The following is a 24,697-nucleotide window of genomic DNA, read 5'->3' on the forward strand; positions in this document are numbered from 1 at the left end:
TAATTATTTAAGGTCAACAGGGTCAATATTAAGAGGGTTGATATTATATCCTTTTACCTGAGTGTCACCTTCTAGTATGTTTACATGAAAGTTTTGAGTCATACCATTACCATATACAAATGTTCCCATGTGCGTATAATATGTACTAGTTTCATGTGTGCCCTCACCAATTCCATAATAATAGTAATTAATGATAGCTCCAGCTGATGCAGTAGTCTCTGTGAAATAATCGTTTATTGTTTTTGCTTCTTGTGTAGGGACTAGACCTGTAGCTAGAATGGGTTCAAGATTTTTATAGGATGCATTGGAAATTGATTCGGCAAATTGATATATGGTTTCCTTAGTCGCATTTATTTTTTCTAATGTATTTATAGAAAAAGAAAAAGGAACGTTTTCTTTATTTTTTTGAGCAATAGACACACCGATGTAGTCATAATTATTTCGCTCTTCATTAGATAGGTTTTCGTAGGTGATGGCAGCAATGTTGTTTAAAGAAAAGTTAGTGTTTAATGTATCTAAAATAGGACTTTGAGCGACATATACATTCTTTACATTTATATTCTCTTTCTCTGCTAGCGTGCCATTAAAGATATCCTCAAAAGAGGTTTCTGCTAGATAGATACTAGCTACTTTCTTTTTTGTTTTTTTATCAGAAGGGCTAACTCCAGAATCGCAAGCATACATAAATAGTATGCATATCAGGGATATAAAATATTGATTTTTCAAGTGAATTAATTTTGGTTAGTATGATTAATTATATGAAGCAAGGTAGTCGCTCCTTAAAAATAAATCATCCAAGAATTCATTCAGTACATAAAAATCAATGAAAACCAGTATGTTTTGTGTTAGAGTTGTGTTGTAAAAAAAAGGAGTATAAAAAAACCACCTATGAAGGTGGTTTTTAAATTTTTTATGTCATTTTATACACTAGATATTAATACCTACTGGTAGTAATTTCTTGTACTTACGACGATTTGATCTCATAAATTTTGCAATTTCTGGACTTGTAGGAACAAGACTGATATTACGGTCTTCTACTTCTCTAAAAACAGAAACGATAAAATCATTCATATGTCCTTCGGTCCCTTCTGGCATCATAATTTTAGTTAGGAAGATCTTCCGTTCTTGTAATGAGTATTCAATTTTTGCCATTTTTTCATCAAAAGTGGCTTCAAATTGTCTTAAGAACTCATTATCTGTCAATTCAATTGCTGTCATTGCTTCCATAAATTTGTAAATATGTTAGGGTATTTATAGTATTATTATGAGTATTTAAGAAATCTCTTTATAATTTTGTAGGAGATTCAATCACTTTTTCAATAGAGTTTTTGATAACTTTTAGATTTCTTAATATTAAGTTCTTGCAAAGGTACAAAAAAATACCTACATATAGATTTTTAATTATGTTAAACCCTTATAATAAAGATAGATGACACATGTATATTTGATGCCCGGTATGGCGGCAAACCCATCCATCTTTGAACATATAAAATTGCCTGAAGACAGATTTACGATACATCTCTTAGAATGGCAACTTCCTAAATCTAAGGAAACTATATTTGACTATGCAAAACGGATGACAGCATTTATTCTTCATAAGGATAGTGTATTGTTAGGTGTTAGTTTTGGAGGTCTTTTGGTACAGGAAATGGCAAAACACGTGACACTTAAAAAGCTAATTATCGTAAGTAGCGTAAAGTCTAAGCATGAGTTACCGAGGAGAATGAAGCTTTCGCGAAAGCTAAAACTATATAACATCCTACCTACACGACTTATTGAAGATGTAGATAAACTGGCAAAGTATGCTTTTGGAGAAACGGTTAAAGATAGAGTAGCGTTGTATCAAAAGTATCTTTCTATGAATGATAGACGTTATATGAGTTGGGCAGTAAAGGAAATGGTGTGTTGGGATCAAGAGAAACCTGATGAAAATATACTGCATATCCATGGCGATATAGATCGTGTTTTCCCTATAAAATATATAGACAATTGCATATCTGTACCAGGAGGTTCACATATAATGGTGATAACTAAACATAAATGGTTTAATGAAAACCTTCCAAAACTTATTGAAAATAATTAAATTAGATGTATTAAATTTTTAAGATATGAAACGAATTGAACGCATATTTGCTATTGTGGGGTTGCTTGCTGTTGTTGTTGTTGCAATTAATGCTGTACAACTTCCAGATGAAGCAGTAGAGAAGGTAGATGCAGAACAGGTAGATGTAGAAGAAAAATTAATAAATGATTATAATGTGTATGCATTGCCTATTCCTGATCATTTAAACTTTGCAGGAGAAGCTGTTCCTGTAGAAAACCCAGACATTAAAGAACGTATGGATCGAGAGTTGCTCGTAAATACGTACTGGCAATCTAATTCTTTATTACTCTTTAAAAGAGCGAATAAGTATTTTCCAATTATAGAGCCTATACTCGCCGCTGAAGGTGTGCCTGATGACTTTAAATATCTTGCTGTTATAGAAAGCGGACTTACACAGGCTGTGTCTCCAGCTAGAGCGACAGGTTTTTGGCAGATCCTTAAAGGGACAGGTCGAGAATATGGGTTAGAAGTAAACGATAATGTAGATGAGAGATATCATATAGAGAAGTCTACAAGAGTGGCTTGTACATATCTCAAAAAAGCAAAAAAACGCTTCGGGAGTTGGACAGCGGCAGCGGCTGCCTATAATGCTGGAAATGCTGGAGTGTCTAGACGTATGAAAAGTCAAAATGTAAATACATATTATGATTTGTTATTAGGAGAAGAGACAGGGCGTTATGTGTTTAGAATTGTTGCGCTAAAAGAGATATTGAGCAATCCAGCAAAATATGGTTTTAATTATAAAGATCAAGACTTGTATGATTATATTCCTACGTATAAAGTAAGTGTAGATTCTGCAGTAACAGATTTTGTAAAATTCTCAGAACGTTTTGGAATTAATTATAAAATTTTAAAACTTCATAACCCTTGGCTTAGAGAGCCACACCTTAATAATAAAACGAGAAAACAATATTTTATAGATATTCCAAAAGAGGGGTATTATTCTTTAGGAAAGTAATATATTTCTTATAAATCTATAGTATTACTAGGGAAATGATTTTTAAAATCATTTCCCTTTTTTGCATTTTTTAGGAAGGGGTTTTCCTATTTTTATAAAAAATTACCCACAAAAAATATGAATGCAACTGTTATCATTGCGCTTATTGTTATAGGCCTTCTTGCTGGACTCCTTAGTGGAGTTATGGGAGTAGGTGGCGGAGTTATTATGATTCCATTAATGATTTTATTACTAGGTTTTAATCAGCATGAAGCTCAGGGAACAAGTCTAGCTGTTCTGGCTGTACCAGTAACATTTCTTGCAGCATATAATTATTATGGCGAGGGATATGTAAATTGGAAATACGCCGCGCTCATTGCTATATTTTTTGTGGTAGGTGGTTTTATAGGTTCAAAAATGGCTGTGAATCTAGATCAAAAAACATTAAAGAGAATTTTTGGCGGAATTTTACTTATTATCGCTGTAAAGATGCTTTGGGGAAAATAGCAATCGTTAGGCAACCTCTATTACAGTATATGAAGGTCACTATATAAAGACGTGGTAGTGCATCTTCTTTAAATAGTATTCAAAAAAAAGATTCATATTTCCAAAATATGAATCTTTTTTTATACTTATATGTAACTCTTTTCTTAAAGTTGATTTCCACTTTATTGGACTCGATACTATAAGGTAAGAAGTATTCTTGTTATTTATCGTCTGCCACCGCGTCCTCCACGACCACTTCTTCCTCCACCATATTGTTGTTTTGGTTGTTGTCCGGCACGCTTCATGTTTTGCTCCATCATCTTGACTTGCTCTCCAAGCATATTGTGCTTGTCAAGTGCTTTTGCTTCCTTAAGAAGTATTTGAGCTTCACGCTTACGGTTTTTAGACAATGCAATTCCAGCAAGATTAAGTTTTGCCATAGCCAAATCTGACTTCATAGAAAGTCCTAATCCGATAGCCTTCTTAAATAATTTCTCAGCTTCAGTCATATTTGTTTGTGAGACCATCAGTCCTTGTAAGTAATAATAGTATCCTTGTTGTTTCTTGGTAAGAGCAGCTTCAGGACTCTTTATTTTATTAAGCCATTTTTGTGCGCCGGGAAAATCTTGTTTACGTAATCTTAAAAAAGCAAGAATGATAATTTCGTTCTTAAAATAAAGTAGAACAAAGATAGCAGCTAGTAAAATGAACATAATACCATTTCCTATTTCGTTCTCTGTAAATTGCCATACAGCGAGTCCTAACGTGGCTATTGCTAGTATTAATTTTATAATTTTATTAAACATAGTAGAATTAGTATGTATTTTTGATGCTTGAAAAGTTGATTTTTATCTATTATAAAATGTGCATTTTTAATAGATGACAAATGTACTAAAAACAACTATAAAAAAATTGAAATTTGCGTTTGGAGAAGTAAAAACTTATTGTATATTTGCCCCCAGCTTTTAAAGCAGGATTCTAGAAGTAAAAATTCAGACTTATTTAAAGTCAAAAAGAAGATACAAGATGAGTAAAAGAACGTTTCAACCGTCAAAAAGGAAAAGAAGAAACAAACACGGTTTTAGAGATCGTATGGCTACAGCAAATGGACGTAAAGTTCTAGCACGTCGCCGTGCAAAAGGTAGAAAGAAAATAAGTGTATCTTCAGAACCACGTCACAAAAAATAATGATATATTAATATCAATATAAGGGTGTTGCTTTTTTTAAGTAACACCTTTTTTTATACCCTGTCAGTTCCTATTTTTATACCGCAGAAATTCCTTTCATTAATATGCCTAGAAACAATAAATTAAAATCGATACTTCTTATAGGCTCAGGGCCTATTGTCATTGGTCAAGCCTGTGAATTTGATTATGCAGGATCACAGTCATTACGTTCTTTGAGAGAAGATGGAATAGAGACTATTCTTATCAATTCTAATCCAGCAACAATTATGACAGATCCTTTTATGGCTGATCATGTATACCTGTTGCCACTTACAACAAAATCGATCATTCAAATTCTTAAAGAGCATCCACAAATTGATGCAGTACTTCCTACAATGGGAGGGCAGACAGCTCTTAATCTTTGTATTGAAGCAGATGAGAAAGGAATTTGGAAAGACTTTGGTGTAGAGCTTATTGGAGTTGATATCGATGCGATTAATATTACCGAAGATAGAGACCAATTTAAAAGCTTGATGCGTGAGATAGGAGTGCCTATGGCACCACAAGCTAGTGCAAACTCTTTTTTAACAGGAAAAGAAATTGCTCAGGAATTTGGCTTTCCGCTTGTAATACGTTCTTCATTTACATTAGGTGGAGCAGGTGCTTCATTTGTATATAAAGAAGAAGACTTTGACAAACTTTTATCTCATGGTCTAGAAGTATCTCCAGTACATGAAGTGATGATTGATAAAGCTTTGATCGGTTGGAAAGAATACGAACTAGAATTACTAAGAGATGCCAATGATAATGTTGTTATCATCTGTGCTATAGAAAATATGGACCCTATGGGAATCCATACAGGAGACTCTATTACTGTAGCTCCAGCAATGACATTATCTGATGTAACGTATCAGAAAATGCGTGATATGGCAATCCATATGATGCGTAGTATCGGTGATTTTGCAGGAGGATGTAATGTCCAGTTTGCTGTAAATCCCGATAATGAAGAAGAAATTATAGCGATCGAAATTAACCCAAGGGTGTCTAGATCATCAGCACTTGCGTCAAAAGCAACTGGGTATCCTATTGCAAAAATTGCAACCAAGCTTGCTATAGGTTATCATCTAGATGAACTTGAAAACCAAATCACAAAATCTACATCGGCATTATTTGAACCAACATTAGATTATGTAATTGTAAAAATCCCTCGTTGGAACTTTGATAAATTCGAAGGAAGTGACCGTACATTAGGACTTCAAATGAAGTCTGTAGGAGAAGTAATGGGAATAGGACGTTCTTTCCAAGAAGCATTACATAAAGCGACTCAATCTTTAGAAATCAAACGTAATGGACTAGGAGCCGACGGAAAAGGATATAAAAACTATGACCAAATCATAGAGAAGTTAACCTATGCAAGTTGGGATCGTGTTTTTGTGATTTATGATGCAATTCAAATGGGAATTCCTTTGAGTCGTATCCATGAGATTACAAAAATCGATATGTGGTTCTTAAAACAATATGAAGAACTGTATATGATGGAGAAAGAAATCTCTAAATATACGATAGATACGCTTCCGCGAAATTTAATGCTAGAGGCAAAGCAACGTGGTTTTGCAGATCGCCAGATAGCACATATGCTTGAATGCCTAGAAAGTCAAGTATATAATAAAAGAGACGAGCAAGGAATCAAGAGAGTTTATAAACTAGTTGATACCTGTGCAGCAGAATTTGTCGCACAAACTCCTTATTTCTATTCTACTTTTGAATATGAAATGGAAACGACAGATGGAAAGAAATTTTCATCAAATGAAAGTATTGTTTCTGATAAAAAGAAAATCATTGTATTAGGATCTGGACCTAATCGTATAGGACAAGGAATCGAATTTGATTACTGTTGTGTTCATGGAGTATTAGCAGCTGCAGAATGTGGCTACGAAACCATTATGATTAATTGTAATCCAGAAACAGTATCTACAGATTTTGATACTGCAGATAAGCTATATTTTGAACCTGTTTTCTGGGAACATATTTATGACATTATCCGTCATGAGAAACCAGAAGGAGTTATTGTACAGTTAGGAGGGCAAACAGCTTTAAAACTTGCAGAAAAACTAGATAGATACGGTATTAAAGTAATAGGAACTAGTTACCAAGCATTAGATTTAGCAGAAGATAGAGGAAGTTTCTCTACCTTACTAAAAGACCTTAATATACCATATCCAGAATTTGATGTTGCCGAAACTGCAGACGAAGCACTTGCGGTAGCAGATAAATTAGATTTCCCAATATTAGTACGTCCATCGTATGTATTAGGCGGACAAGGAATGAAAATCGTTATAAATAAAGACGAACTAGAGAAGCATGTTGTTGATTTATTACGTAAGATTCCTAATAATAAATTACTACTAGATCATTATCTAGATGGAGCTATAGAAGCAGAAGCAGATGCTATATGTGATGGTGAAGATGTATACATTATTGGAATTATGGAGCATATAGAGCCTTGTGGGATTCACTCGGGAGATTCTAATGCAACATTACCTCCCTTTAACCTTGGAGATTTAGTTTTAGAACAAATTAAAGAGCATACACGCAAGATAGCATTAGCATTAGACACTGTAGGCCTTATAAATATACAGTTTGCTATAAAAGATGAAATGGTATACATTATCGAAGCAAACCCTAGAGCATCGCGTACAGTACCTTTTATAGCAAAAGCATATAAAGAACCTTATGTAAACTATGCTACAAAAGTGATGTTAGGAGAGAAGAAAGTAAAAGACTTTAATTTTAATCCTCAACTAGAAGGATATGCGATAAAGCAACCTGTATTTTCTTTTAATAAGTTCCCTAATGTAGATAAGAAACTAGGACCAGAAATGAAGAGTACAGGTGAGAGTATTTTATTTATAGATAGCCTTAGAGACGATGCGTTTTATGATCTATATTCAAGACGTAAGATGTATTTGAGCAAATAAATACGATTCTAGAAAGAATTGATGAAAAAGGATCGTTATGTATATAACGATCCTTTTTGTTTTTGGTACGCTTTCGCGAAAGCGTAAAAAAATCACATAAACGAATATGATTGCACGATCATCTTTGTATTTTGCAAACGTGTCATACCTAAAAAAAATTATAAAAGGATGTTTACAGCTAGTGATCATTAGTTGTATTACACTTTTACTCTTTGAAGTCGTATATAGGTACGGAGTTATTGATTTCTATAAAGCAGAAATTGAAGCATTAAATTCAAAAAACACCATCGAAAGCGACTCTATAGATTACCTTGTTTTTGGAGATTCATTTTCTACTCCTACAAATAATTATGTAGATAGATTACAAAAGAAACACCCAGAAATATCTTTTTTAAATCTTGGTATTTCTGGAACAGGAATTAAGCAAGTAAATACATTTGCTAGAAAAAAAATAAAGAAATACAATCCTAAACATATTATATATCAGGTATACATTGGGAATGACCTTCTAGATGTAAAACACTTATCTAATTGGAAGGATTTATCTGTTACAAGAAATGTGTATTGGGGAATTACAAACTATATTTCTTCAGGAGTGTATATCAATCAGAGACTAAAAGGGTTTAGTTCTAATAAAATAGACACACGTGCACTTAAAAAAGAAGTGTTTTCTGTACCCTTATACACAAAGAGACAGCGTATGCTTTTTAAAGCAGATTCAGATTATTTATATAATACAATAACATTACAAGATGATTTTATGGATCGATATGATTCATGGAAAAAAGCGATGACCTCTTTTTTAGAAATAGTTCCTTCTGATGTTACTGTTTCTGTTGTATTTGTTCCGCATTGTGCGCAAGTAAATAATCAGTATTATACAAATATGCTAGAGTTGGGTGCTCAATTTAAAAACAAAGAAAATACTCAAGAGAATAACTATGTGTTTTATGCTAAAGCAGTTAAAGATTTTCAGGCATTTACTCATGTCTCTTTTTACAATCCAATAAAATATTTAAAGCAGAAAGATGCGCCTCTAAATAGATTGTATTATAATAATGATCCACACTTTAATGATCAAGGACAGAAGGCTATCTATGAGTTTTTAGATGAGGTTATTTTTGATAAATAGAAAAAATAAAGTTTTTCTCTCCCATTTTTTTAGTCTCATATACATGTTCCATAATTACATTATTTTCTAATGCAATACGTTTAATCTTCTCAAGCTCACAATCTTCTGAGAGAATCATATAGGTCGTATTTTCTTTAGAAAGATACTTTGGAAGTTGCTTAAAAAGAGATTTGAAGTATTCAAATTCTTCTCCGCAAAACCAAGCTTGTTGCTTTATATTCTCAGGAGATTTTGGATAATAAGGCGGATTGATGAAAATATAATCAAATTGCTTTTCTGCTATATTTTCAAATAAATCGGAGTGTACACAATCTATAGGAAGTTCATTATTTTTTGATGCATTATTGAGGTATTCTAGTGCGGTAGTATTAATGTCGCTTGCTGTCACTTTTGCTCCTTTCTGACTAGCAAACAGAGATATAATTCCAGAACCACAGCCTAGTTCTAAAAATGTCTTTTGAGTAAGATCTATTTCAGAAATAAAGTCTAATAGTATTTTAGTGCTTAGTGTTAAATGAGGAGGAAAAACATCTGGATGCACCATCGTTGTAATTCCTTTGTAAGAGTATGGGCGTGGTTTTTTGTAGTAATAATCTGCTCCCTTTTTTAGAAAAGGATGTGTTACTTTCTTAATAAGATTACGTAGGAGGCTCATTATTCTGAATAAAATCCTTGTTCTTCAGGTTGGCGATATTTCCATATCTTATGTAATGCTTTGATCTCATATGGAAACTTATATATCCCAGTTTTGTAACGTATTTTAGAAATAGAGCGAAGCAATTTCTTTTTAGCTCCTTTAATCCTAAAATCTGAAGCAGTAGGATAATAGCCATTTAAGACGGTTTCAAAATTCATAATACGATCCACCATTTTGGCAGTAAGCCAAGGAGTTAATGGATTTTTACGTAAATCAAAATTCTCCCAAGCTGGATCTAACCAATCATCTAGTTTTTTAGGAAAACTAAAACCGGCTTTTTGAATTTGCTCATACAATTCAGAACCTTCGGTAGCTACGGGGCTATATAGATAAATAATGATTTCTGAATCTGGATTGATCTCTTTTATTTCTTTAATAAAGTTAATGTCCCATTCTATTTGAGCCATCACTTGCTCAGGAGTATCAGCAGGCATTCCTAAAACAAAAGAAAATTCAGGAATGATCCCTATAGGATATAAACGTGCTGCAAAGTCTTTGATACCTTGTCCCGTTTGTGTTCCTCCTTTATTCATTTGTTTAAGAATCTCATCATTTCCAGTTTCGGCACCGAGAAAGATCATCTTACAACCAGCCTCTTTCATGATCTTTAAATCATCATCTGAATATTTGTTAATCGTATCTATACGACCTTCTCCCCACCAAGTGATTCCATCATCTTTGATAAGTTTTGAAAACTCAACAACTCGTTTTCTTGAAGTAAAGAAATTGTTGTCATGAAATTCTATGGCATTGATACCATAATTATCCTTAAAATATTTGACATCATTGTACACTGTTTGAGCTGACTTTGCTTTCCAACGTCCTTGATAAATAGGAACAACTGCACAAAATGAACACGTAAACGGGCATCCTAAACTTGAGTGATAAGAAAATGTTTTACTGCCTAGAAACGTTCGGCTTAAATAGTTATCTAAGTCATAGAATGAATTGAGGTGTGTATATGGTAATTGTGGTAACGTATCTTGCTCTAAAAGTTTTTCTTTTTTGGTACGGGTAATAGTGCCGTTTTCTTCTAAGTAAATAAGATTCTGAATATTCGGTAATTCCTCTAAGTTTCCTGTTTCTAATGTATTTAATAGCGTAGGGAATGTAACGTCACCAGGGCCATTAACAATATAATCTACATATGGAGCTTCTATAGATACCTTATATTGATTTGATGCAAAATACCCTCCCCATATTGTTATGGTATCAGGAAACTCCTGTTTTATTTTTCGTGTAAACGGAATAGCTTGTCTTAATTGAGGACCAGGCATTACTGTGCTACAAAAATATTTGAACTCTCCAGTATTGAAATATGAAGTTATTTTTTCCCAAGGATCTTCCTCTAGATTGCCGTCTATAAATGCAAAATCAAATTTCCCATAAATAGAAGCGCCTACTTGAAGAATAGAATTAGGAATACGGTGCTTCTGATTAGCACTTCTTGGATTAAATATGAGGACCTTGTTTTTCAAAAAAAATACTATTAACGCCTCTTAGACGTGTTTCATGCAAATATATTACTGTGAATTCTTTCTATTGGTATCTATTCCTTAAAAGTAGCTTTAATTTTTTATAGCATTATAAGAATTAATTATAAAACGTATTGGTTGCTAAATATGTTTTGAAGGTGTCTTTTTCTTGGTCTGTAAACTCATTTTTCCAATATCCTTGTTCTCCTTTTCGAAGTAATTTTTTAAAATGAGCATCTTTAGAGTCTGATGTTTCCTTCTTTTTTTTGTCAAAAGACTGCTTTTGAATACAATAATCAATATGTTTTGCATCAATATCAAGATCTAAAAACTGTGTTATTTTTGAGCACTGCTCTTGAGGATGCATAAGCATATCTTCATATCTAATGGTAAGAACTTCTTTGTTTATAAATGTTTCTAAATGATTCTTCCAGGATAATGATACCCATTGATTTACTTTTTCATCACCTTCTAGTATTGCTTTAATCATTCGTTTCTTTTTTTCTGTTGAAGAAACAGCAAATAACGGTGTATGTATCCCTATTTTTTTTAAAATCTTTTGAGGCGTATTTGTAAAATTAAAATAGTGACTTCCAGAAATAGCTACATCTCTAGGATCTCTTAGCACATGGATGATTTTAAAAACTTTTTTTTCGTCTTTAGAAGAGATCTCATTATATGTAAAATGTGTTTTATAACAATCATAAGGCGAATCTCTTTTTTCTCCTTCTTCATACAGTGCCTTAATGTGACTAAAACCCCAATCTCCTTGTAAAGGGCATGTGGCTAATTCTGCCACCAATCTACTTATCCAAGTAGTGCCACTTTTAGGGTAGCCTGCAATAATAATATTTTTCTTAGTCATCATTTTTAATTCGTATTGTGAATTAGAACTTCGTAATGAAGCTTGAATACGCAATAAAATATAATGTTTTCTGAGTTTTAGCATAGCAGTAGCTACGGTTAAACTCAAAAATATAGTCTAATGGTATATTTTGAAATGTTTTCAAGATGTAATAGATTTTCTAATATGTAATACGGATTTTAGTGATAGTAAAGATAAAGAATAACTAGCGATTCACTATTTTGAGAGCATTATATTTAATCCTATATTACATACGTATTGTATTGCCACTATGAGAAAAAAAATAGTTCTTTTTGTTACATCTACAGTAGTAACATTACTTATTTGTGAACTACTCATCCGAATAACATTTCCACAAATCAGTGATCATGATGTCATGTTCCGATTTGAAGAAAATCTTGGATGGGAATTTATCCCTGATAAAGATGTACAGATTGTTTATGATGAAGGAATTAACCATGTTATGAAGGTTAATAAAGAGGGATATCGTGATACTCCTTTTGAAGAAAAGAAAGAGGACTCTAAAATTATGATATTAGGAGATTCTTTTGTGAGTAATATCTCTGTTAAGGATGAAGAAGTTTTTACACGAGTGATGGAAGATCAGTTATCTAATACGTCTGTATATAATCTAGGTGTAAATGGGTATGGACAAGTGCAGGAATATATGATACTTAAAGAATGGCTCCCAAAAATACAACCAGATCTTGTGATGGTGTTGATATACCTTCGGAATGACTTTACAGATAATATGGGGAAATACCCTTGGTTATATCCCAGACCAACTGTTGCCTTTAATGAAGGTGGGAATGCAGATGGATCTATGCAAATTACGCCTCCATCTATTGCTGACTATACAAGTAAAAAGGAGCTTCCATTTTATTATAAATCTCACTTATTCCTATTTGTAAAGAGGCGTATAGCTACTATAAAATCAAAATTCTCAAAGGAGAAAGATGCCTCTCACACCCCTCCTGAAATACATACATGTAACACTACTTTTTCTGATGATACTAAAGCGATGTATGAAATGATGGGGAAATTGATGCTAGAAATGAATCAATACGGAAAAGATAATAATACGTCTATCGTGTTTGCATTAGCGCCTTCCCTGGTTCAAGTAGAGGATGCCTTGTGGACAGAAGTAACCGAATATGATGCTAGGTTACGTTTACAGAATGACTTGCCTAATGCTACTTTGTTAGCTTTCGCGAAAGCTAATAATTTACAAATGATAGATTTAATGCCATCGTTACAGAAAGCACACCGTAGTGGAAGTAAGATGTATAATACTCAAGAGCAACACTGGACGGTTCAAGGGAATAAAGTTGTAGCCAATGCCCTTTCAGAATATATTACGACTTCTAAAACAAAACCTCAGGATAGTTTACAGTAATTGTTGCCGTTACCAAGTCTTCTCAAAAGTGTCTTTTGTAAAGGTTTTATCTACCGTTTTAAAAAGAGTTGTATCTGTTTTTTTAAGTTGTAAAGGATCTTTTTCTCCAAAGAGCCTTGATAATAATGCCATGGGGAAAAGAATGATAAAAAAAACAGCAGATAGTAAAATAGGAGGAATGATATAACTTAATATGGTGCCTAAACCCATCCAAGCATCTTGAATTTTTAAAGCGAGGTATGAAGAGAGTAACCCAGGAATTCCTACAACTATAGCCACCCATAACGCCCATGTGAAATCACCATCTAACTGGTCAATAAGGCCTAGCAGGTAGATCACTAAAAATCCTATAACAATGGTTAGGACGGTTTTGCTTGGCGTTAGTCCTTTTTTTGAAGCCATACTAAAAAAGAGAATAGACAAAAGGAGCAAAGGCACTGCTTCCTCCAATTACAATTAAAATTCCTAAAAACAATAACACTATAATAATAGGAAGTAACCAGAACTTTTTACGCTCTTTCATAAATAACCAAAGGTCTTTTAGTGCATCCATATTAATCTTTTTTAAACGTTTTTGTCCAGATTTCTTTATTATCCCAATCTGGTTGTTCTTTTTTATAATAGATATAATTTTCGATGACGAGAATATCCATTTCGGTATTCATAAAACATCTATAGGCATCATCAGGATTACATACAATAGGTTCTCCACGTACATTAAAACTGGTGTTGATAAGAATTCCTTTACCCGTTTTTTCTTTTACATCTTGTAATAATTGCCAGTATTTTGGATTTGTTTCTTTATGTACCGTCTGTATTCTTGCCGAAAAATCCAAATGTGTTATTGCCTGTAAATCACTTCTAGTACAATATAATTTTTCAAGTAAAGGTAATTCATGATAATTAGAAGGGATTTCTTTTTGTGCACTTTTTTTGACATCGGCGACGAGTGTCATGTATGGAGAAGCCGTTTCCAAATCAAAAAAGTTAGCGGCATCTGTATCGAGCACAGAGGGCGCAAATGGTCTGAAGCTTTCTCGTTTTTTAATTTTTAGATTGAGCTTTTTTTGCATTTCGATATTGGAAGGGTCTCCTATAATACTTCGATTACCGAGGGCTCTAGGTCCAAATTCCATACGTCCTTGAAACCATCCTATAATGGCTCCATCTGCTATTTCTGATGCAATTGTTTTTGTAAGTGTATCAAAATCATCCTCCTTATGTGAGACTGTTTTGTATCGCTTATTAACCTGTGTTATTTCTTTATCAGAATAGTAGGGACCTAGATAACTACCTTGCATACTATCCTTTTGAGGATCTACTTCTCGGGTGTTCTCAAAGTACATATAATGCGCGGCAAGTGCTGCGCCTACCGCTCCTCCAGCATCTCCAGATGCGGGTTGGATATAGATGTCTTTAAAGAAGTTTTCTTTTAAGAGTTTTCCATTGGCGACACAGTTTAAAGCAACTCCTCCTGCGAGACATAAGTGGGATGCTGCTGTTTCCGCTTTCGCGAAAGCGGCCATCTTCACAACCACCTCTTCTGTCACTTGCTGAATTGCATACGCAAGATTACAATGCTCCTGTAATAACTCAGCTTCCTGACTTCTTCTTTTGAGACCAAAAAGCTGTTCCCACTTGCTGTCTTTGGTCATCGTTAAACCTGTCGCATAGTTAAAATACGATTGGTCTAACCATATGGATCCGTCTTCTTTGATAGAAACAAGATGTTCTTTAATCTGTTGTACGTACTTCTTTGTTTGCTCTGAATTGGGATTGCCATAAGGCGCAAGTCCCATAAGTTTATATTCTCCAGAGTTTACGGTAAACCCTAGATAATAAGTGAATGCGCTATATAACAACCCTACCGAATGCGGAAAGGTGAGTTCTTTTTTTACGGTAATGATATTTCCCTTTCCTTCAGAAATGGTAGCTGTTGCCCATTCTCCAACACCGTCTACCGTAAGGATAGCTGCGTGTTCAAATGGCGAAGCATAAAACGTACTCGCTGCATGGGATAGGTGGTGTTCTGTAAAGAGTAGTTTGAGTTTCTTTTTGTCATACTTCATGACCTCTTTTAATCCATCACGAATCTGTTTTTTGAGAAACAATTTCTGTTCTAACCAAACAGGAATTGACTTTAAAAAAGACACAATACCTTTAGGTGCAAACGCATAATAGGTTTGTAATAATCGCTCAAATGTGAGTAGTGGTTTGTCATAAAAAACCACCGCATCTAGTTGATCTATTGTAAGACCCGCTTCTTCTAGACAATACGTAATTGCGTGTACAGGAAAATCGGGAGTATGTTTTATTCTAGTAAATCGTTCTTCTTGTGCAGCAGCAATGATCACACCGTCTATAGTGATAGCAGCAGCGGAGTCATGGTAAAAAGCAGCAATTCCTAGAATGTTTGGCATGTGGGTTTAGATGTTATATCGTAAATATACTATTTGTTAGCAAGGGTTATTTTTATTCTCCTTACTCCAAACTTTTGTTACATTTTCAATATTTTTAATGGTCATTTGTTGTGTTTGAATTAATGTTTTTATTCCATACATCATAATCATTGATGCTTTTCCTGTTTCGATGAAATATTTTAATTCCATTTCGTTTTTTAATTTTAAAAGTCCAAACGTAAATAATTTGCCATCTAACCCCTTAAAGTCTATAGGTTGTTTGAGAGTTGAATCAATTAAATTCCCAACATTTTCAATTCCGTTCTCATTAGTGATTAATTTTTGAGTAGTCAAAATACTATAATTATGAGAGTCGATAATAGTTGAGCAGATAATTAATTCGTTTTGTGTGAGGTTAAGATGAAATTGCGAATGGGGGAAGTCTGAATTAGATTCATAAAACTTTGTCCATTTATAATTATATGGTTGAAATGTCTTTCTTTTAATAGAAGCTATGCAAATATTATGTTTTGATTTATCGGATTTAGTCATCTTTAATTATCGCTAACTTTCTTGTAAATATACCATTTGTTACACACTACTATTTGAAGGTTTTAAAAACTCTTTTCTAAAATATAATAAAGCCAAAACAACTATCCATTGTCCAATCATTTTTATAGATAATGCTCCTATAGATTGATAGGTGTCGATGGTAAAATACCCTAAGATTATTTGAACTAAAGCTGTCACTCCTATAATAATAGCAACAAGCGTTTGTTTGTCGTTTTTATAAAATTCGTTAATCAGTAATAGATGTACAAAAAGAGTAATGATAAATAGATATGCTAAAAGATAACTCGTAGGACTAAATGTGAATTCGTAAATGTATGTGATGATAACATAAATGACTGTTGTTGCTATTGCACCAATGATAATTCCCAGGAATAAAAACTGTTTTTCTATAGCATTTCTTGTTTTCTTTGAGATGCGATAAAAGATTTTAATGAATGGGTTAATCATATAGGCAGCTCCTAGTTGTAATATAGCAATCAGACTGATGAAAATTTGATATTGACTTAGATCTTCCTTGGTAAAATAGATTGTCCCATAGTAACTGTCTATCTTCGTTCTTAAGGTTCCTAATACCATAGGAATAAGAAAAGGGATAGATGCAATGAGACTTTGAGAATCTAATGTGATTTTTGTGCTTTGAAGTGTTTTGAAATAAAAAACAGAATAAAAAATAGCTTTAATAAGCAGTCCTCCAATAATAATATACAGGAATTGATCTAGTTGAAGCATACCATCGAAGAATAGCAATACCCCAACAACACTACTATTCCTGATAAGTTCTGTAATAAAATTGAACTTAAAATCCTTTTGATATAGAATCAATACTTCAAATGATTGATTGTAAAACAATAGGAATATCCAGCTCAAGATAAGCAAGCGGTAGGGTTCAAATAATGGAATAAAAAAAACGAATATCCCAATCAAAAAGAACACAAGAAAGCGCGTACTGAAGTTGGATAACCAAGTCGTATAGATCTTACCTGGTTGTTCGCTAAATTGCTTAAGGAGGTAGTTTTTATTGCCAAAATAAGAGAATATAACAATGAGATTCACCCAAAGTAATAAAGTGACATATTCTCCCCAAAGAGCTGTAGAATGTTTTTTGATAATAAGCAATGATATAATAAGCTGCGCTATCATAGGAATGCTCTGTCCGAAACCATATAAGGAGACAGTCTTAGCACGAGTAAGCAACTTAGAATACTGCAATTGCATTGCTATATAGAATTAAAAAGCTTCGATTTTATAAGCCTATTTTTATGTAAAAAATATTTGATAGAAACCCCCAAAACACCAAGTCCATAGGTAACACTTCGCGAAAAATTAATAGAAGATGCTTCTGGAAAATATTTGGTAGGACACGATACTTCACCTATTTGCATATTTGCATAGCACAACTGCCCTAGCATCTGATTGTCAAAAACAAAATCTTCTGAGTTATCTTGATATGGAATGGAGAGTAATGCTTTTTTACTAAACACACGATATCCTGTATGATACTCCGACAATTTTTGTCCCATCAGTATGTTTTGGAAAAGGGTCAGTATCCTATTGGCAATATATTTATATAAAGGCATTCCTCCTTTACGAGCACCTTTGTTTAAAATACGAGATCCTAATACCACATCATATACATCATTTGCAATAAGATACACCATCGAGGGAATAAGCTTTGGTGTGTATTGGTAGTCAGGATGTAGCATAATGACAATATCTGCATCTAGTTCCAATGCTTTGTTATAACACGATTTCTGATTGCCGCCATATCCTCTGTTCTTTTCGTGAACAATGATATGTTGTATCCCTAAAGACTTTCCTACTTCTACAGTATTGTCAGTACTATGGTCGTCTGTTAGGATCACATCGTCTACGATATCAAAAGGAATTTCAGTATAGGTTTGTTGTAATGTAAGTGCTGCATTATATGCAGGTAATACGACAACTACTTTTTTGTTGTTGATCATGCGATGTGTTACTATTTTTAATCCTATATATAGACGGTATAGAAACACAAAGTTAACATATTAAAGAGAATAGATTTGATTCTTTAAATAAGGTTATTTTTGTAAGAACAATAACTAGTAACAAATGAATAGAATACTAATTTTAATAATATCTCTTTTTACTTCATTAATTTACGGGCAGTCATTTGAAGGGAAATTAACATATAAAATTGAATTCGAAATCAATATGGAAGGAATATCTGAAAATGATATGATTAATCATATGAAGAAGTCTGGAGAATACTTTGATACATTAGTGATAAATATCAAAAAGGGGAATTATGAGAAATTGGTGAATTCAGCTAATTCTAAAAGAATTGTCTATAGGCCGGATAGTAATAAAATATACAATTTTGATTCGGGTTTTGAGTATGTGTTGATTACAAATGCAAAAAAATATGGTGCGACAATTATAGATTTTGAGAAACCAAAAATTATTCAAAACGACTCAATAGTTTCAATCTTAGGAAAAAAATGTAATTCAATAACATTTAGTTGGGGTAATCTAGGCGAAGAGACATATTTTTATAATGATTCGTTTTTAAAAATTAATCCTGAATTATTTCAAGAGCATAATTTTGAATATCTCAATGAGGTTTTAAATTTAACTAAATCATATCCTACTCAAATCATAAAGTCATTGAATGACTTTATTAAAATTAAAATGATTTTAGTTGATTATTCCGAAGAAAAAATAGATGACTCTTCATTTGAGATACCTGAATTACAATTGGCAGACAAGGAATATTCTGAATTAATAAAGCAAACTACTGGACAAGAAGTGATGCAGTTAAAAAACTAATATCAAATACGAATAGAATACAATATTTTTAAAAAATATTCCCCATTAGATTCATGAATACTGAGATTAAGAATACTAAAATAATTCTGATATACTTGCTACCTACAGTAGCTTTATGTCTTTACTTTTTGGTTTCTTCGTATTCGATGCCATTGCATGATTTTTCAAACAGTTATTTTCCTGCTAGACTTTTACATGAAGGTGTTGCTCCCGAAACAGTGATTTTTGATATTCATTCGTTTAATAGCTATATCTGGGAGCTAGGATATACAGAAGAGTTAGTAGACTTTTATGTAAATAGTCCTTTTACGGTAGCTGCATTTTACCCATTAGCCTATATCGAGAATCCATATACGGCAAAACTTATTTTTAACTGTATCAGTATGCTGCTATTTTTAGCAGGATTGCTATTGTTAGCAAAGAAAACACTAGGTAATGCAAAGTGGTTGTTACTAGCAATCCCCATACTATTTTATGTGCCTATCCGAAATCAAATTCTTTTTGGACAGTCTTATTTTATTATTCTTTTTTGTGTCATTGCTGGCTATTACTTTCTAGATAAGAAAAAAGAATACTTGACAGGAGTATTTTTAGGGTTTGCAGTACTGCTTAAATTTTTTCCTGTTTTTTATGGAATTCCGCTAGCGTTTCAAAAGAAATGGAAAACCATAGGATGGTGTATTTTAGGAACTGCTATTGTATGTGTTATTGGAATCTCTATCACAGGATATACCCTTTGGGAATCTTATTTCTTTGACATACTTCCGCATACTTTTTTAAGTAATACAACCACGGACTATAGACCTAATTATCAATCACTAGATGTGTTTTTTAAAACACTTTTTGTAGAAGATGCCTATTATAACCCTAACGCTTGGATAGCAAACGAGCGCATCTATGGATTTGCAAACTGGATCACCAAAGCAATCATCTTGGGTAGTGCAATTGCAATATCCATCCGTAAGAAAAACAATATGCTTGCTTTACTTGCGATATGGGTAACGACTTTGTTTTTAACGCAAGACAGAACAGCCACCTATGCACAGATTTTATGGATTATTCCATTGTTTGTGGTGTTTCCGCTTTCGCGAAAGCGGTTAAATCTACATTATAAATTAGTGCTCCTAGGGTTATTAATAGTGATCTGTAATTTCCCTTTTCGAGTATTGGCGAGTATGTTTGTAGGGATTCAGTTTTCTAGATTGTGGTTAGTGATCCTATTAAGTATATGTATATATAAATTGCTAGGAGGGAAGTTCCAAGTGCGATATATTGCTTTAACCTTTGCCGTATTATTTCCTATGTTTTATGGCACTATAAAAGGGAAAACAGAAGATGCATCACACTATGCTTTATCAGAGAAAAAACATTTTATGGTCTATGATTTCTTTAATGATCAAGGCAAACTTGCCTATAAAGCATTAGGTAGACATGGCGATGAAACCATTACTACAGATATTTCTATTACCAGTTTTGATGAACAGGCGATTATCTTAAAAGAACATGAATTATATGACGGAGATGATGTAATTAAAACAGATGCATCTTTAAAGAAAAAACCAGTATTGGTAAATGATTCTAGAGTGTATTTTTTAACCGATCATCATTCTAGAAGAGGTGCCTTTACACTTAAGTATATAGATCTTGATAATTAATTATAGTGATAAAACCTTTCTTAAAATATCATATTAAAGATCGTTGGGTGCTCAAACAGCAAGAGCAGCAACTACGAGATCGTACACAAGAACCAGTGCTAGTGTTTACGATGGCAAAAGTTGGGTCATCAAGTGTCTATCATTCTTTAAAGAATCAATCGAGTATTCCTTGCTTTCATATCCATAGTCTTAGTATAGAAGAAGAACTACAGGCTATAAAAATATGTAAAGAAAAAGGAGTCTATCCAGGTAGTAGAAGTCCTGTGTTTATGTTACATAAATACCTACTCGAAAAGCAAGAAAACTATAAAGTAATCTCATTATTTAGAAATCCAATAGAACGTAATCTATCTGCTTTTTTTGAAGCTTTTGAAATCCATATGGGTGTGCCAACACATCTTTTTAAAGGAAGTCTTCAAGACATTGAAGCTGCTTTTTATCAAAAACTCGATCATTCCTATTGTAAAGATTGGTTTGATAATCATCTTAAAGATGGAACGGGGGTAGATGTGTATGAACATGCTTTCCTGCCGACCGAGCAGGCGGGCGCGAAAGCAAAAGGCTATACAATTATAAAGGATAGTCAAGTTGATGTCCTAGTATTGAACAGTAACCTTGACGATGCCTTAAAATCAAAACTAGTTGGTGATTTTTGTGATGTAAAAGACTTTACTATCAAAAATGTAAATGTCACAGAGGCTAAGAAAGGTGCCGCTTTATATGCCGAATTTAAATCTTATATCCGTTTTTCAAAATCGTATTTAGACGATCAGTTAGAGTCCAAGTATATGAATCACTTTTTTACAAAGGAGGAGAAAGAAGCACTTTATGAAAAGTGGTTGACTATCTAGTTTATAGTCTTCTCTATGTTCTTTTTAATTTGATTTTCGGTGAACCCAAAAAAGGTCATTTCGTATAATGAATGTGCTATTATTTCGGATTCATTAAAATTCTTTATAGTTTCTAAATGAATCTCCATGCCTAAGCACTTTTCCCACCCTTGACCTGAAATATTATATATGTTTCCAAATTCATGTGGTTCTCCGATTCCAGATACAGCAATGTCCTCTTCTTCATTTTCTGAATTTATTTTTTGAATGTTTAGTATCAAATCAGAATGAATAGGATTCATTTTAGTTAATTCAAGATACACTGTATGAAAATGAGAAGTTAATTCTTTAAGTTCAGGATATGCTTTTATAAGACTTGATTTAACATCTTCCCAATTGCTTTTGTCTATTAAATTTCTAAAAGTCATATATAAATATTACTTGTTCTCTCCCTTTGGGAGAGATGCCCAAAGGGCAGTGAGGGAATTATTTAATATAATCCACATTCCCTTCATTATTGGATGGTTCTCGTATGTATTCAGGAACTTCAAGAACGTTAAAAGGGGCGAGTGAATCTATATCTTTTCTATAGTATAAATCGCCAAGAAATTCAAATTCGTGATGGCGATGTGATTGGAGATGTGCCACTTTCTTTTTAACCGCTCTTTCAGCCATTTGCCATTCATTGGCAAGTTGCTCAATAGAAGGTTCCATAAACGTAATATATGCAATTTCCATCTCTGTGTGTGAACGTCTATTTTGGATCAAAGAATCTTGCCATACACGATTTTGATACACTCTTAGTTCGCTATTATATCGTTGTAAAGAATCCAAAAAATCTCCAGCAGGCATATGATTTTTAATATCTACTTGCTTTCTAAAAAGAGGTTGAATCCCAGATTCATGGCACCACATACATTTGCCAGGTTTTCCAGCTCTAGTGACATTTTCATCTCCTTCGGATTTTAAATTTCCTTGGATGTCATATAAGGCAAATCGAGAAAGACCATTGGTCATGACTTCTACCGTTTCAAACTCTTGTATTTCACCAGTTATAGTATCTCTTTCTGCTGAGATAAATGCACGTTTAGTGTCTTTATTATGAATAGAGTATTCTATTTCTCTATCAATCTTAGAGATGCTACTATTATTAATATAAGCTGTTAGTGTGTCAAATGTGTATTGTGATTTTAAGTCAAATAATTGCAACGGGACATCTACTATTTTATAATAATGATGCGGACTTCCTATGGTAAGGGCGATATATCTTCCCAGATCTATCGTTCCTTTTTTCTGATATTCTTCTGAGTTCTGAATGACTGTGTTGAGTGATTGTAAATGTGATATTGCTTTTTCTGTAAACCCTACTTGAGACACATCTAGACGTATCATGTCTTTTGTATATGTAATTCCAGTTAAGGTAGAGTCTAGTGCTATGTTTGACCCTAAAAATGATAATGCCCAAATAAGCCCAGTCCTGTTTTTTTCTAGGTTATCTATCTCGTGTGACTTATTCCATTTAAGATATAGTATGTTAGGATCATGAGTGTTGGAGTCAGAAGTCTTGGTGTTGCAGGCCCATAGCATCAAAAATACGAGCATACTGCAAATAATAGCGTTGCTATATGTGAAGTGTTTAATACTTGGAAATTTCATAGATATAATGGTTTCCTTTGTTGAGAATACTTCCTTCAAACTGTGTTAGAAATTCTATTTTGATAGCTTCATTATACAATCTCCACTCTTTCTTCTGACTGGTGTCAAAAAATGGTTCATAGGTGATAAAGATAACAGATTCTTTGTTTGCTTTTAAGAGTTTTTGGATAGATGTTATCACTTCAATAGTTCCGTGTTCTTGTTGTATAGAAGGTCTATTAAAGGTACAATAGCTTTCAAAACTGTTTGTTCTTGTAAAATAAACAGCTTTTCCAATATAAGCACTTAATGCAGTACCATTACAGGCTTTTGTAGCAATTGTTTTTTCAATTAAGTTATTTTCTTTTAAGTATTGAGCTGTTTGCTGTGCTGTAGTGAATGGTCTTGAAACATCCATAGTAAAGGCGTAGATGCCAGAAATAAAATGCAACCCTAGGATGGAGTAGATAAGTACAGGGCGTATATTTTTTAATAGATTCTCTGATAATAAGAAGGTTTTTTTTGCTTTCGCGAAATGGTATGCTGAGCCTGTCGAAGTAGCGGACTTCTCAAACCATAATGCAGTTATTAAAAACAGGTATAATATGCCATAATATCTGGCAGCATTCATCATCGTAATAAAGAAAAATCCAGCAGTAGCAAATATGCCGAAATAGACATACATCAATAAATTCCTATTCTTATAAAATAAAAGATAAGGGATAGAAAGGCTTATCATTGCAACTATAGCAGCAATCGGTTTGCTGTAATTTACTAGGATATGACTGTTCCAAAAAGAATTGATGGTCACGTCAGGTAGGACAAACATACTTTTAAAAAAAGGCGTCATGCTTTTTGCAATTTTATCAAAGAAAGAAATGCTTTCTCCTCGATCAAAAAATGAAGTGTCTGTTGGCGGAATGATTTGGAGAACGCTTACTAATGTCAATACTCCAAATATGCCAACGCCTATCCAAGTACTTTTGGAGATTTGTAGTCTTTCTGTTTTGAGTCGTTCTAAGGTAAGCATCGCCATAATGGTACTGGCAAGTATCACAAAGATGGCATGACTATTACTGGCAAGTCCCAGTAAAACAGAAATGAGCACAAACTTTACAGTTCGTTTATCATAGAAACTACATCCTAAGAATATAAAAAGAATCCCAATACTGTAGTTTCTACTTAAGATATTATACTCATAAAACATAAAGTATCCAAAGATGAAAAGTAGTTTAAAGAGCCAGGAAAAGGGAGCCTTTTTTAGAAATACACCTACAGAAATTGTCATAATACTGATGTGCAGTATTTGCATCCATATAGGATCTGTGGTCAATCGTGTGATCCAGTAGAGTAGAAGATTCCAAACAATAGGGTGCCCTTCATATCGGGTATTATTTATAAGATCTTGAACAGAAGAACTATCGCGAGCAAGTAAATAATGATGCGCTTCGTCTAACCATAATTCGTGATTTGAAATACCCCATAGACTTAGCAGAAAAAAGAATACTGTCATTGCATATACAGTATAATTGGAGTTTTGCCATGTACTAAGGTTGGTCATGA

General features: G+C 33.2%; 24 protein-coding genes and 1 pseudogene. 10 read left to right on the forward strand and 15 right to left on the reverse strand.

Annotated elements, in window-relative coordinates:
• Positions 1–3 precede the first annotated feature (3 nt).
• A complete protein-coding gene (locus ABJD27_RS10090; RefSeq protein ID WP_348162733.1) occupies positions 4–726 on the reverse strand; it encodes a hypothetical protein in 723 nt (240 codons plus the stop codon).
• A 201-nt stretch (positions 727–927) separates the two neighbouring features.
• Positions 928–1,227, reverse strand: a complete 300-nt coding sequence (locus tag ABJD27_RS10095) for an N-acetyltransferase (protein ID WP_348162730.1) — start codon at positions 1,225–1,227, stop codon at positions 928–930.
• A gap of 202 nt (positions 1,228–1,429) precedes the next feature.
• Between ABJD27_RS10095 and ABJD27_RS10100 the strand changes: the two genes are divergently transcribed.
• The 3 genes and pseudogenes from ABJD27_RS10100 to ABJD27_RS10110 form a co-directional block, all read left to right on the forward strand.
• Complete coding sequence (locus ABJD27_RS10100) at positions 1,430–2,083, forward strand: alpha/beta hydrolase (RefSeq protein WP_348162727.1); 654 nt, start codon at positions 1,430–1,432, stop codon at positions 2,081–2,083.
• 25 nt (positions 2,084–2,108) lie between these two features.
• Positions 2,109–3,062 (forward strand): lytic transglycosylase domain-containing protein, encoded by a 954-nt coding sequence (locus tag ABJD27_RS10105; RefSeq protein WP_348162724.1) that lies wholly within the window; start codon positions 2,109–2,111, stop codon positions 3,060–3,062.
• 102 nt (positions 3,063–3,164) lie between these two features.
• Positions 3,165–3,548, forward strand: a pseudogene (locus ABJD27_RS10110) (sulfite exporter TauE/SafE family protein); the annotation flags it as partial.
• A gap of 203 nt (positions 3,549–3,751) precedes the next feature.
• Here the strand turns inward: ABJD27_RS10110 and ABJD27_RS10115 are convergent.
• Positions 3,752–4,333, reverse strand: coding sequence for a DUF2892 domain-containing protein (locus tag ABJD27_RS10115; RefSeq protein ID WP_348162721.1), 582 nt, complete (start codon positions 4,331–4,333; stop codon positions 3,752–3,754).
• Between the two features lie 220 nt (positions 4,334–4,553).
• Here ABJD27_RS10115 and rpmH point away from each other — a divergent pair, with 220 nt between their 5' ends.
• The 3 genes from rpmH (at position 4,554) to ABJD27_RS10130 (ending at position 8,804) form a co-directional block, all read left to right on the forward strand.
• Positions 4,554–4,715 (forward strand): 50S ribosomal protein L34, encoded by a 162-nt coding sequence (rpmH, locus tag ABJD27_RS10120; RefSeq protein ID WP_348162718.1) that lies wholly within the window; start codon positions 4,554–4,556, stop codon positions 4,713–4,715.
• 104 nt (positions 4,716–4,819) lie between these two features.
• Positions 4,820–7,672 carry a carbamoyl-phosphate synthase large subunit gene (gene carB, locus ABJD27_RS10125; protein WP_348162715.1) on the forward strand — a complete coding sequence of 951 codons (2,853 nt, stop codon included), beginning with the start codon at positions 4,820–4,822 and terminating at the stop codon, positions 7,670–7,672.
• Positions 7,673–7,778: 106 nt separating this feature from the next.
• Positions 7,779–8,804 carry a hypothetical protein gene (locus tag ABJD27_RS10130; protein WP_348162712.1) on the forward strand — a complete coding sequence of 342 codons (1,026 nt, stop codon included), beginning with the start codon at positions 7,779–7,781 and terminating at the stop codon, positions 8,802–8,804.
• Here ABJD27_RS10130 and ABJD27_RS10135 read toward each other — a convergent pair.
• The 3 genes from ABJD27_RS10135 to ABJD27_RS10145 form a co-directional block, all read right to left on the reverse strand.
• On the reverse strand, positions 8,788–9,459 hold the full coding sequence (locus ABJD27_RS10135) for a methyltransferase (RefSeq protein WP_348162709.1): 672 nt from the start codon (positions 9,457–9,459) through the stop codon (positions 8,788–8,790). The genes ABJD27_RS10130 and ABJD27_RS10135 overlap by 17 nt on opposite strands.
• Positions 9,459–10,979 (reverse strand): radical SAM protein, encoded by a 1,521-nt coding sequence (locus ABJD27_RS10140; RefSeq protein ID WP_348162707.1) that lies wholly within the window; start codon positions 10,977–10,979, stop codon positions 9,459–9,461. Before ABJD27_RS10140 ends, ABJD27_RS10135 begins: the two co-directional genes overlap by 1 nt.
• A gap of 115 nt (positions 10,980–11,094) precedes the next feature.
• On the reverse strand, positions 11,095–11,949 hold the full coding sequence (locus ABJD27_RS10145) for a sulfotransferase domain-containing protein (protein ID WP_348162705.1): 855 nt from the start codon (positions 11,947–11,949) through the stop codon (positions 11,095–11,097).
• A gap of 163 nt (positions 11,950–12,112) precedes the next feature.
• Between ABJD27_RS10145 and ABJD27_RS10150 the strand changes: the two genes are divergently transcribed.
• On the forward strand, positions 12,113–13,237 hold the full coding sequence (locus ABJD27_RS10150) for a hypothetical protein (RefSeq protein ID WP_348162702.1): 1,125 nt from the start codon (positions 12,113–12,115) through the stop codon (positions 13,235–13,237).
• A 9-nt stretch (positions 13,238–13,246) separates the two neighbouring features.
• Here ABJD27_RS10150 and ABJD27_RS10155 read toward each other — a convergent pair whose 3' ends face one another.
• The 6 genes from ABJD27_RS10155 to ABJD27_RS10180 are packed head-to-tail and all read right to left on the reverse strand — an operon-like array spanning position 13,247 to position 18,173.
• The gene (locus tag ABJD27_RS10155) at positions 13,247–13,639 is read right to left on the reverse strand and encodes an SxtJ family membrane protein (RefSeq protein WP_348162699.1); all 393 of its coding nucleotides are present in this window, start codon (positions 13,637–13,639) and stop codon (positions 13,247–13,249) included.
• Position 13,640: 1 nt separating this feature from the next.
• Positions 13,641–13,790, reverse strand: coding sequence for a DUF5989 family protein (locus ABJD27_RS10160; RefSeq protein ID WP_348162696.1), 150 nt, complete (start codon positions 13,788–13,790; stop codon positions 13,641–13,643).
• A gap of 1 nt (position 13,791) precedes the next feature.
• On the reverse strand, positions 13,792–15,657 hold the full coding sequence (locus tag ABJD27_RS10165; protein ID WP_348162693.1) for a carbamoyltransferase: 1,866 nt from the start codon (positions 15,655–15,657) through the stop codon (positions 13,792–13,794).
• A gap of 36 nt (positions 15,658–15,693) precedes the next feature.
• Positions 15,694–16,188 carry a hypothetical protein gene (locus ABJD27_RS10170; RefSeq protein WP_348162690.1) on the reverse strand — a complete coding sequence of 165 codons (495 nt, stop codon included), beginning with the start codon at positions 16,186–16,188 and terminating at the stop codon, positions 15,694–15,696.
• 39 nt (positions 16,189–16,227) lie between these two features.
• Positions 16,228–17,424, reverse strand: a complete 1,197-nt coding sequence (locus tag ABJD27_RS10175) for a hypothetical protein (protein ID WP_348162687.1) — start codon at positions 17,422–17,424, stop codon at positions 16,228–16,230.
• A gap of 2 nt (positions 17,425–17,426) precedes the next feature.
• Complete coding sequence (locus ABJD27_RS10180; protein ID WP_348162684.1) at positions 17,427–18,173, reverse strand: glycosyltransferase family 2 protein; 747 nt, start codon at positions 18,171–18,173, stop codon at positions 17,427–17,429.
• A 124-nt stretch (positions 18,174–18,297) separates the two neighbouring features.
• On the opposite strand from ABJD27_RS10180, the gene ABJD27_RS10185 reads away from it, so the two are divergent.
• The 3 genes from ABJD27_RS10185 to ABJD27_RS10195 are packed head-to-tail and all read left to right on the forward strand — an operon-like array spanning position 18,298 to position 21,520.
• A complete protein-coding gene (locus ABJD27_RS10185) occupies positions 18,298–19,014 on the forward strand; it encodes a hypothetical protein (RefSeq protein ID WP_348162681.1) in 717 nt (238 codons plus the stop codon).
• A 53-nt stretch (positions 19,015–19,067) separates the two neighbouring features.
• On the forward strand, positions 19,068–20,669 hold the full coding sequence (locus tag ABJD27_RS10190; protein WP_348162678.1) for a glycosyltransferase family 87 protein: 1,602 nt from the start codon (positions 19,068–19,070) through the stop codon (positions 20,667–20,669).
• 5 nt (positions 20,670–20,674) lie between these two features.
• Positions 20,675–21,520, forward strand: a complete 846-nt coding sequence (locus tag ABJD27_RS10195) for a putative capsular polysaccharide synthesis family protein (protein ID WP_348162675.1) — start codon at positions 20,675–20,677, stop codon at positions 21,518–21,520.
• Here the strand turns inward: ABJD27_RS10195 and ABJD27_RS10200 are convergent.
• From ABJD27_RS10200 to ABJD27_RS10210, 3 genes are read right to left on the reverse strand one after another with little or no spacing between them, the layout of a single operon-like run.
• Positions 21,517–21,927, reverse strand: a complete 411-nt coding sequence (locus ABJD27_RS10200) for a DUF6557 family protein (protein WP_348162672.1) — start codon at positions 21,925–21,927, stop codon at positions 21,517–21,519. The genes ABJD27_RS10195 and ABJD27_RS10200 overlap by 4 nt on opposite strands.
• A 58-nt stretch (positions 21,928–21,985) precedes the next feature.
• Positions 21,986–23,155 (reverse strand): hypothetical protein, encoded by a 1,170-nt coding sequence (locus ABJD27_RS10205; protein WP_348162669.1) that lies wholly within the window; start codon positions 23,153–23,155, stop codon positions 21,986–21,988.
• Positions 23,136–24,695: a hypothetical protein gene (locus ABJD27_RS10210; RefSeq protein ID WP_348162666.1), complete on the reverse strand. Its 1,560-nt coding sequence runs from the start codon at positions 24,693–24,695 to the stop codon at positions 23,136–23,138. The genes ABJD27_RS10205 and ABJD27_RS10210 overlap by 20 nt, the downstream gene beginning before the upstream one ends.
• Between the last annotated feature and the right edge of the window lie 2 nt (positions 24,696–24,697).

The sequence above is a fragment of the Dokdonia sp. genome (assembly GCF_039945015.1).
GTDB lineage: Bacteria > Bacteroidota > Bacteroidia > Flavobacteriales > Flavobacteriaceae > Dokdonia.

Coding starts and splice junctions, on each gene's coding strand:
- ABJD27_RS10095 (WP_348162730.1), bottom strand. CDS start 1,227: ATGGAAGCAATGACAGCAATTGAATTGACAGATAATGAGTTCTTAAGA.
- carB (WP_348162715.1), top strand. CDS start 4,820: ATGCCTAGAAACAATAAATTAAAATCGATACTTCTTATAGGCTCAGGG.
- ABJD27_RS10180 (WP_348162684.1), bottom strand. CDS start 18,173: ATGATCAACAACAAAAAAGTAGTTGTCGTATTACCTGCATATAATGCA.
- ABJD27_RS10105 (WP_348162724.1), top strand. CDS start 2,109: ATGAAACGAATTGAACGCATATTTGCTATTGTGGGGTTGCTTGCTGTT.
- ABJD27_RS10100 (WP_348162727.1), top strand. CDS start 1,430: ATGACACATGTATATTTGATGCCCGGTATGGCGGCAAACCCATCCATC.
- ABJD27_RS10190 (WP_348162678.1), top strand. CDS start 19,068: ATGAATACTGAGATTAAGAATACTAAAATAATTCTGATATACTTGCTA.
- ABJD27_RS10185 (WP_348162681.1), top strand. CDS start 18,298: ATGAATAGAATACTAATTTTAATAATATCTCTTTTTACTTCATTAATT.
- ABJD27_RS10160 (WP_348162696.1), bottom strand. CDS start 13,790: ATGGATGCACTAAAAGACCTTTGGTTATTTATGAAAGAGCGTAAAAAG.
- ABJD27_RS10210 (WP_348162666.1), bottom strand. CDS start 24,695: ATGACCAACCTTAGTACATGGCAAAACTCCAATTATACTGTATATGCA.
- ABJD27_RS10155 (WP_348162699.1), bottom strand. CDS start 13,639: ATGGCTTCAAAAAAAGGACTAACGCCAAGCAAAACCGTCCTAACCATT.
- ABJD27_RS10135 (WP_348162709.1), bottom strand. CDS start 9,459: ATGAGCCTCCTACGTAATCTTATTAAGAAAGTAACACATCCTTTTCTA.
- ABJD27_RS10175 (WP_348162687.1), bottom strand. CDS start 17,424: ATGCAATTGCAGTATTCTAAGTTGCTTACTCGTGCTAAGACTGTCTCC.
- ABJD27_RS10165 (WP_348162693.1), bottom strand. CDS start 15,657: ATGCCAAACATTCTAGGAATTGCTGCTTTTTACCATGACTCCGCTGCT.
- ABJD27_RS10115 (WP_348162721.1), bottom strand. CDS start 4,333: ATGTTTAATAAAATTATAAAATTAATACTAGCAATAGCCACGTTAGGA.
- ABJD27_RS10150 (WP_348162702.1), top strand. CDS start 12,113: ATGAGAAAAAAAATAGTTCTTTTTGTTACATCTACAGTAGTAACATTA.
- ABJD27_RS10130 (WP_348162712.1), top strand. CDS start 7,779: ATGATTGCACGATCATCTTTGTATTTTGCAAACGTGTCATACCTAAAA.
- ABJD27_RS10200 (WP_348162672.1), bottom strand. CDS start 21,927: ATGACTTTTAGAAATTTAATAGACAAAAGCAATTGGGAAGATGTTAAA.
- rpmH (WP_348162718.1), top strand. CDS start 4,554: ATGAGTAAAAGAACGTTTCAACCGTCAAAAAGGAAAAGAAGAAACAAA.
- ABJD27_RS10170 (WP_348162690.1), bottom strand. CDS start 16,188: ATGACTAAATCCGATAAATCAAAACATAATATTTGCATAGCTTCTATT.
- ABJD27_RS10205 (WP_348162669.1), bottom strand. CDS start 23,155: ATGAAATTTCCAAGTATTAAACACTTCACATATAGCAACGCTATTATT.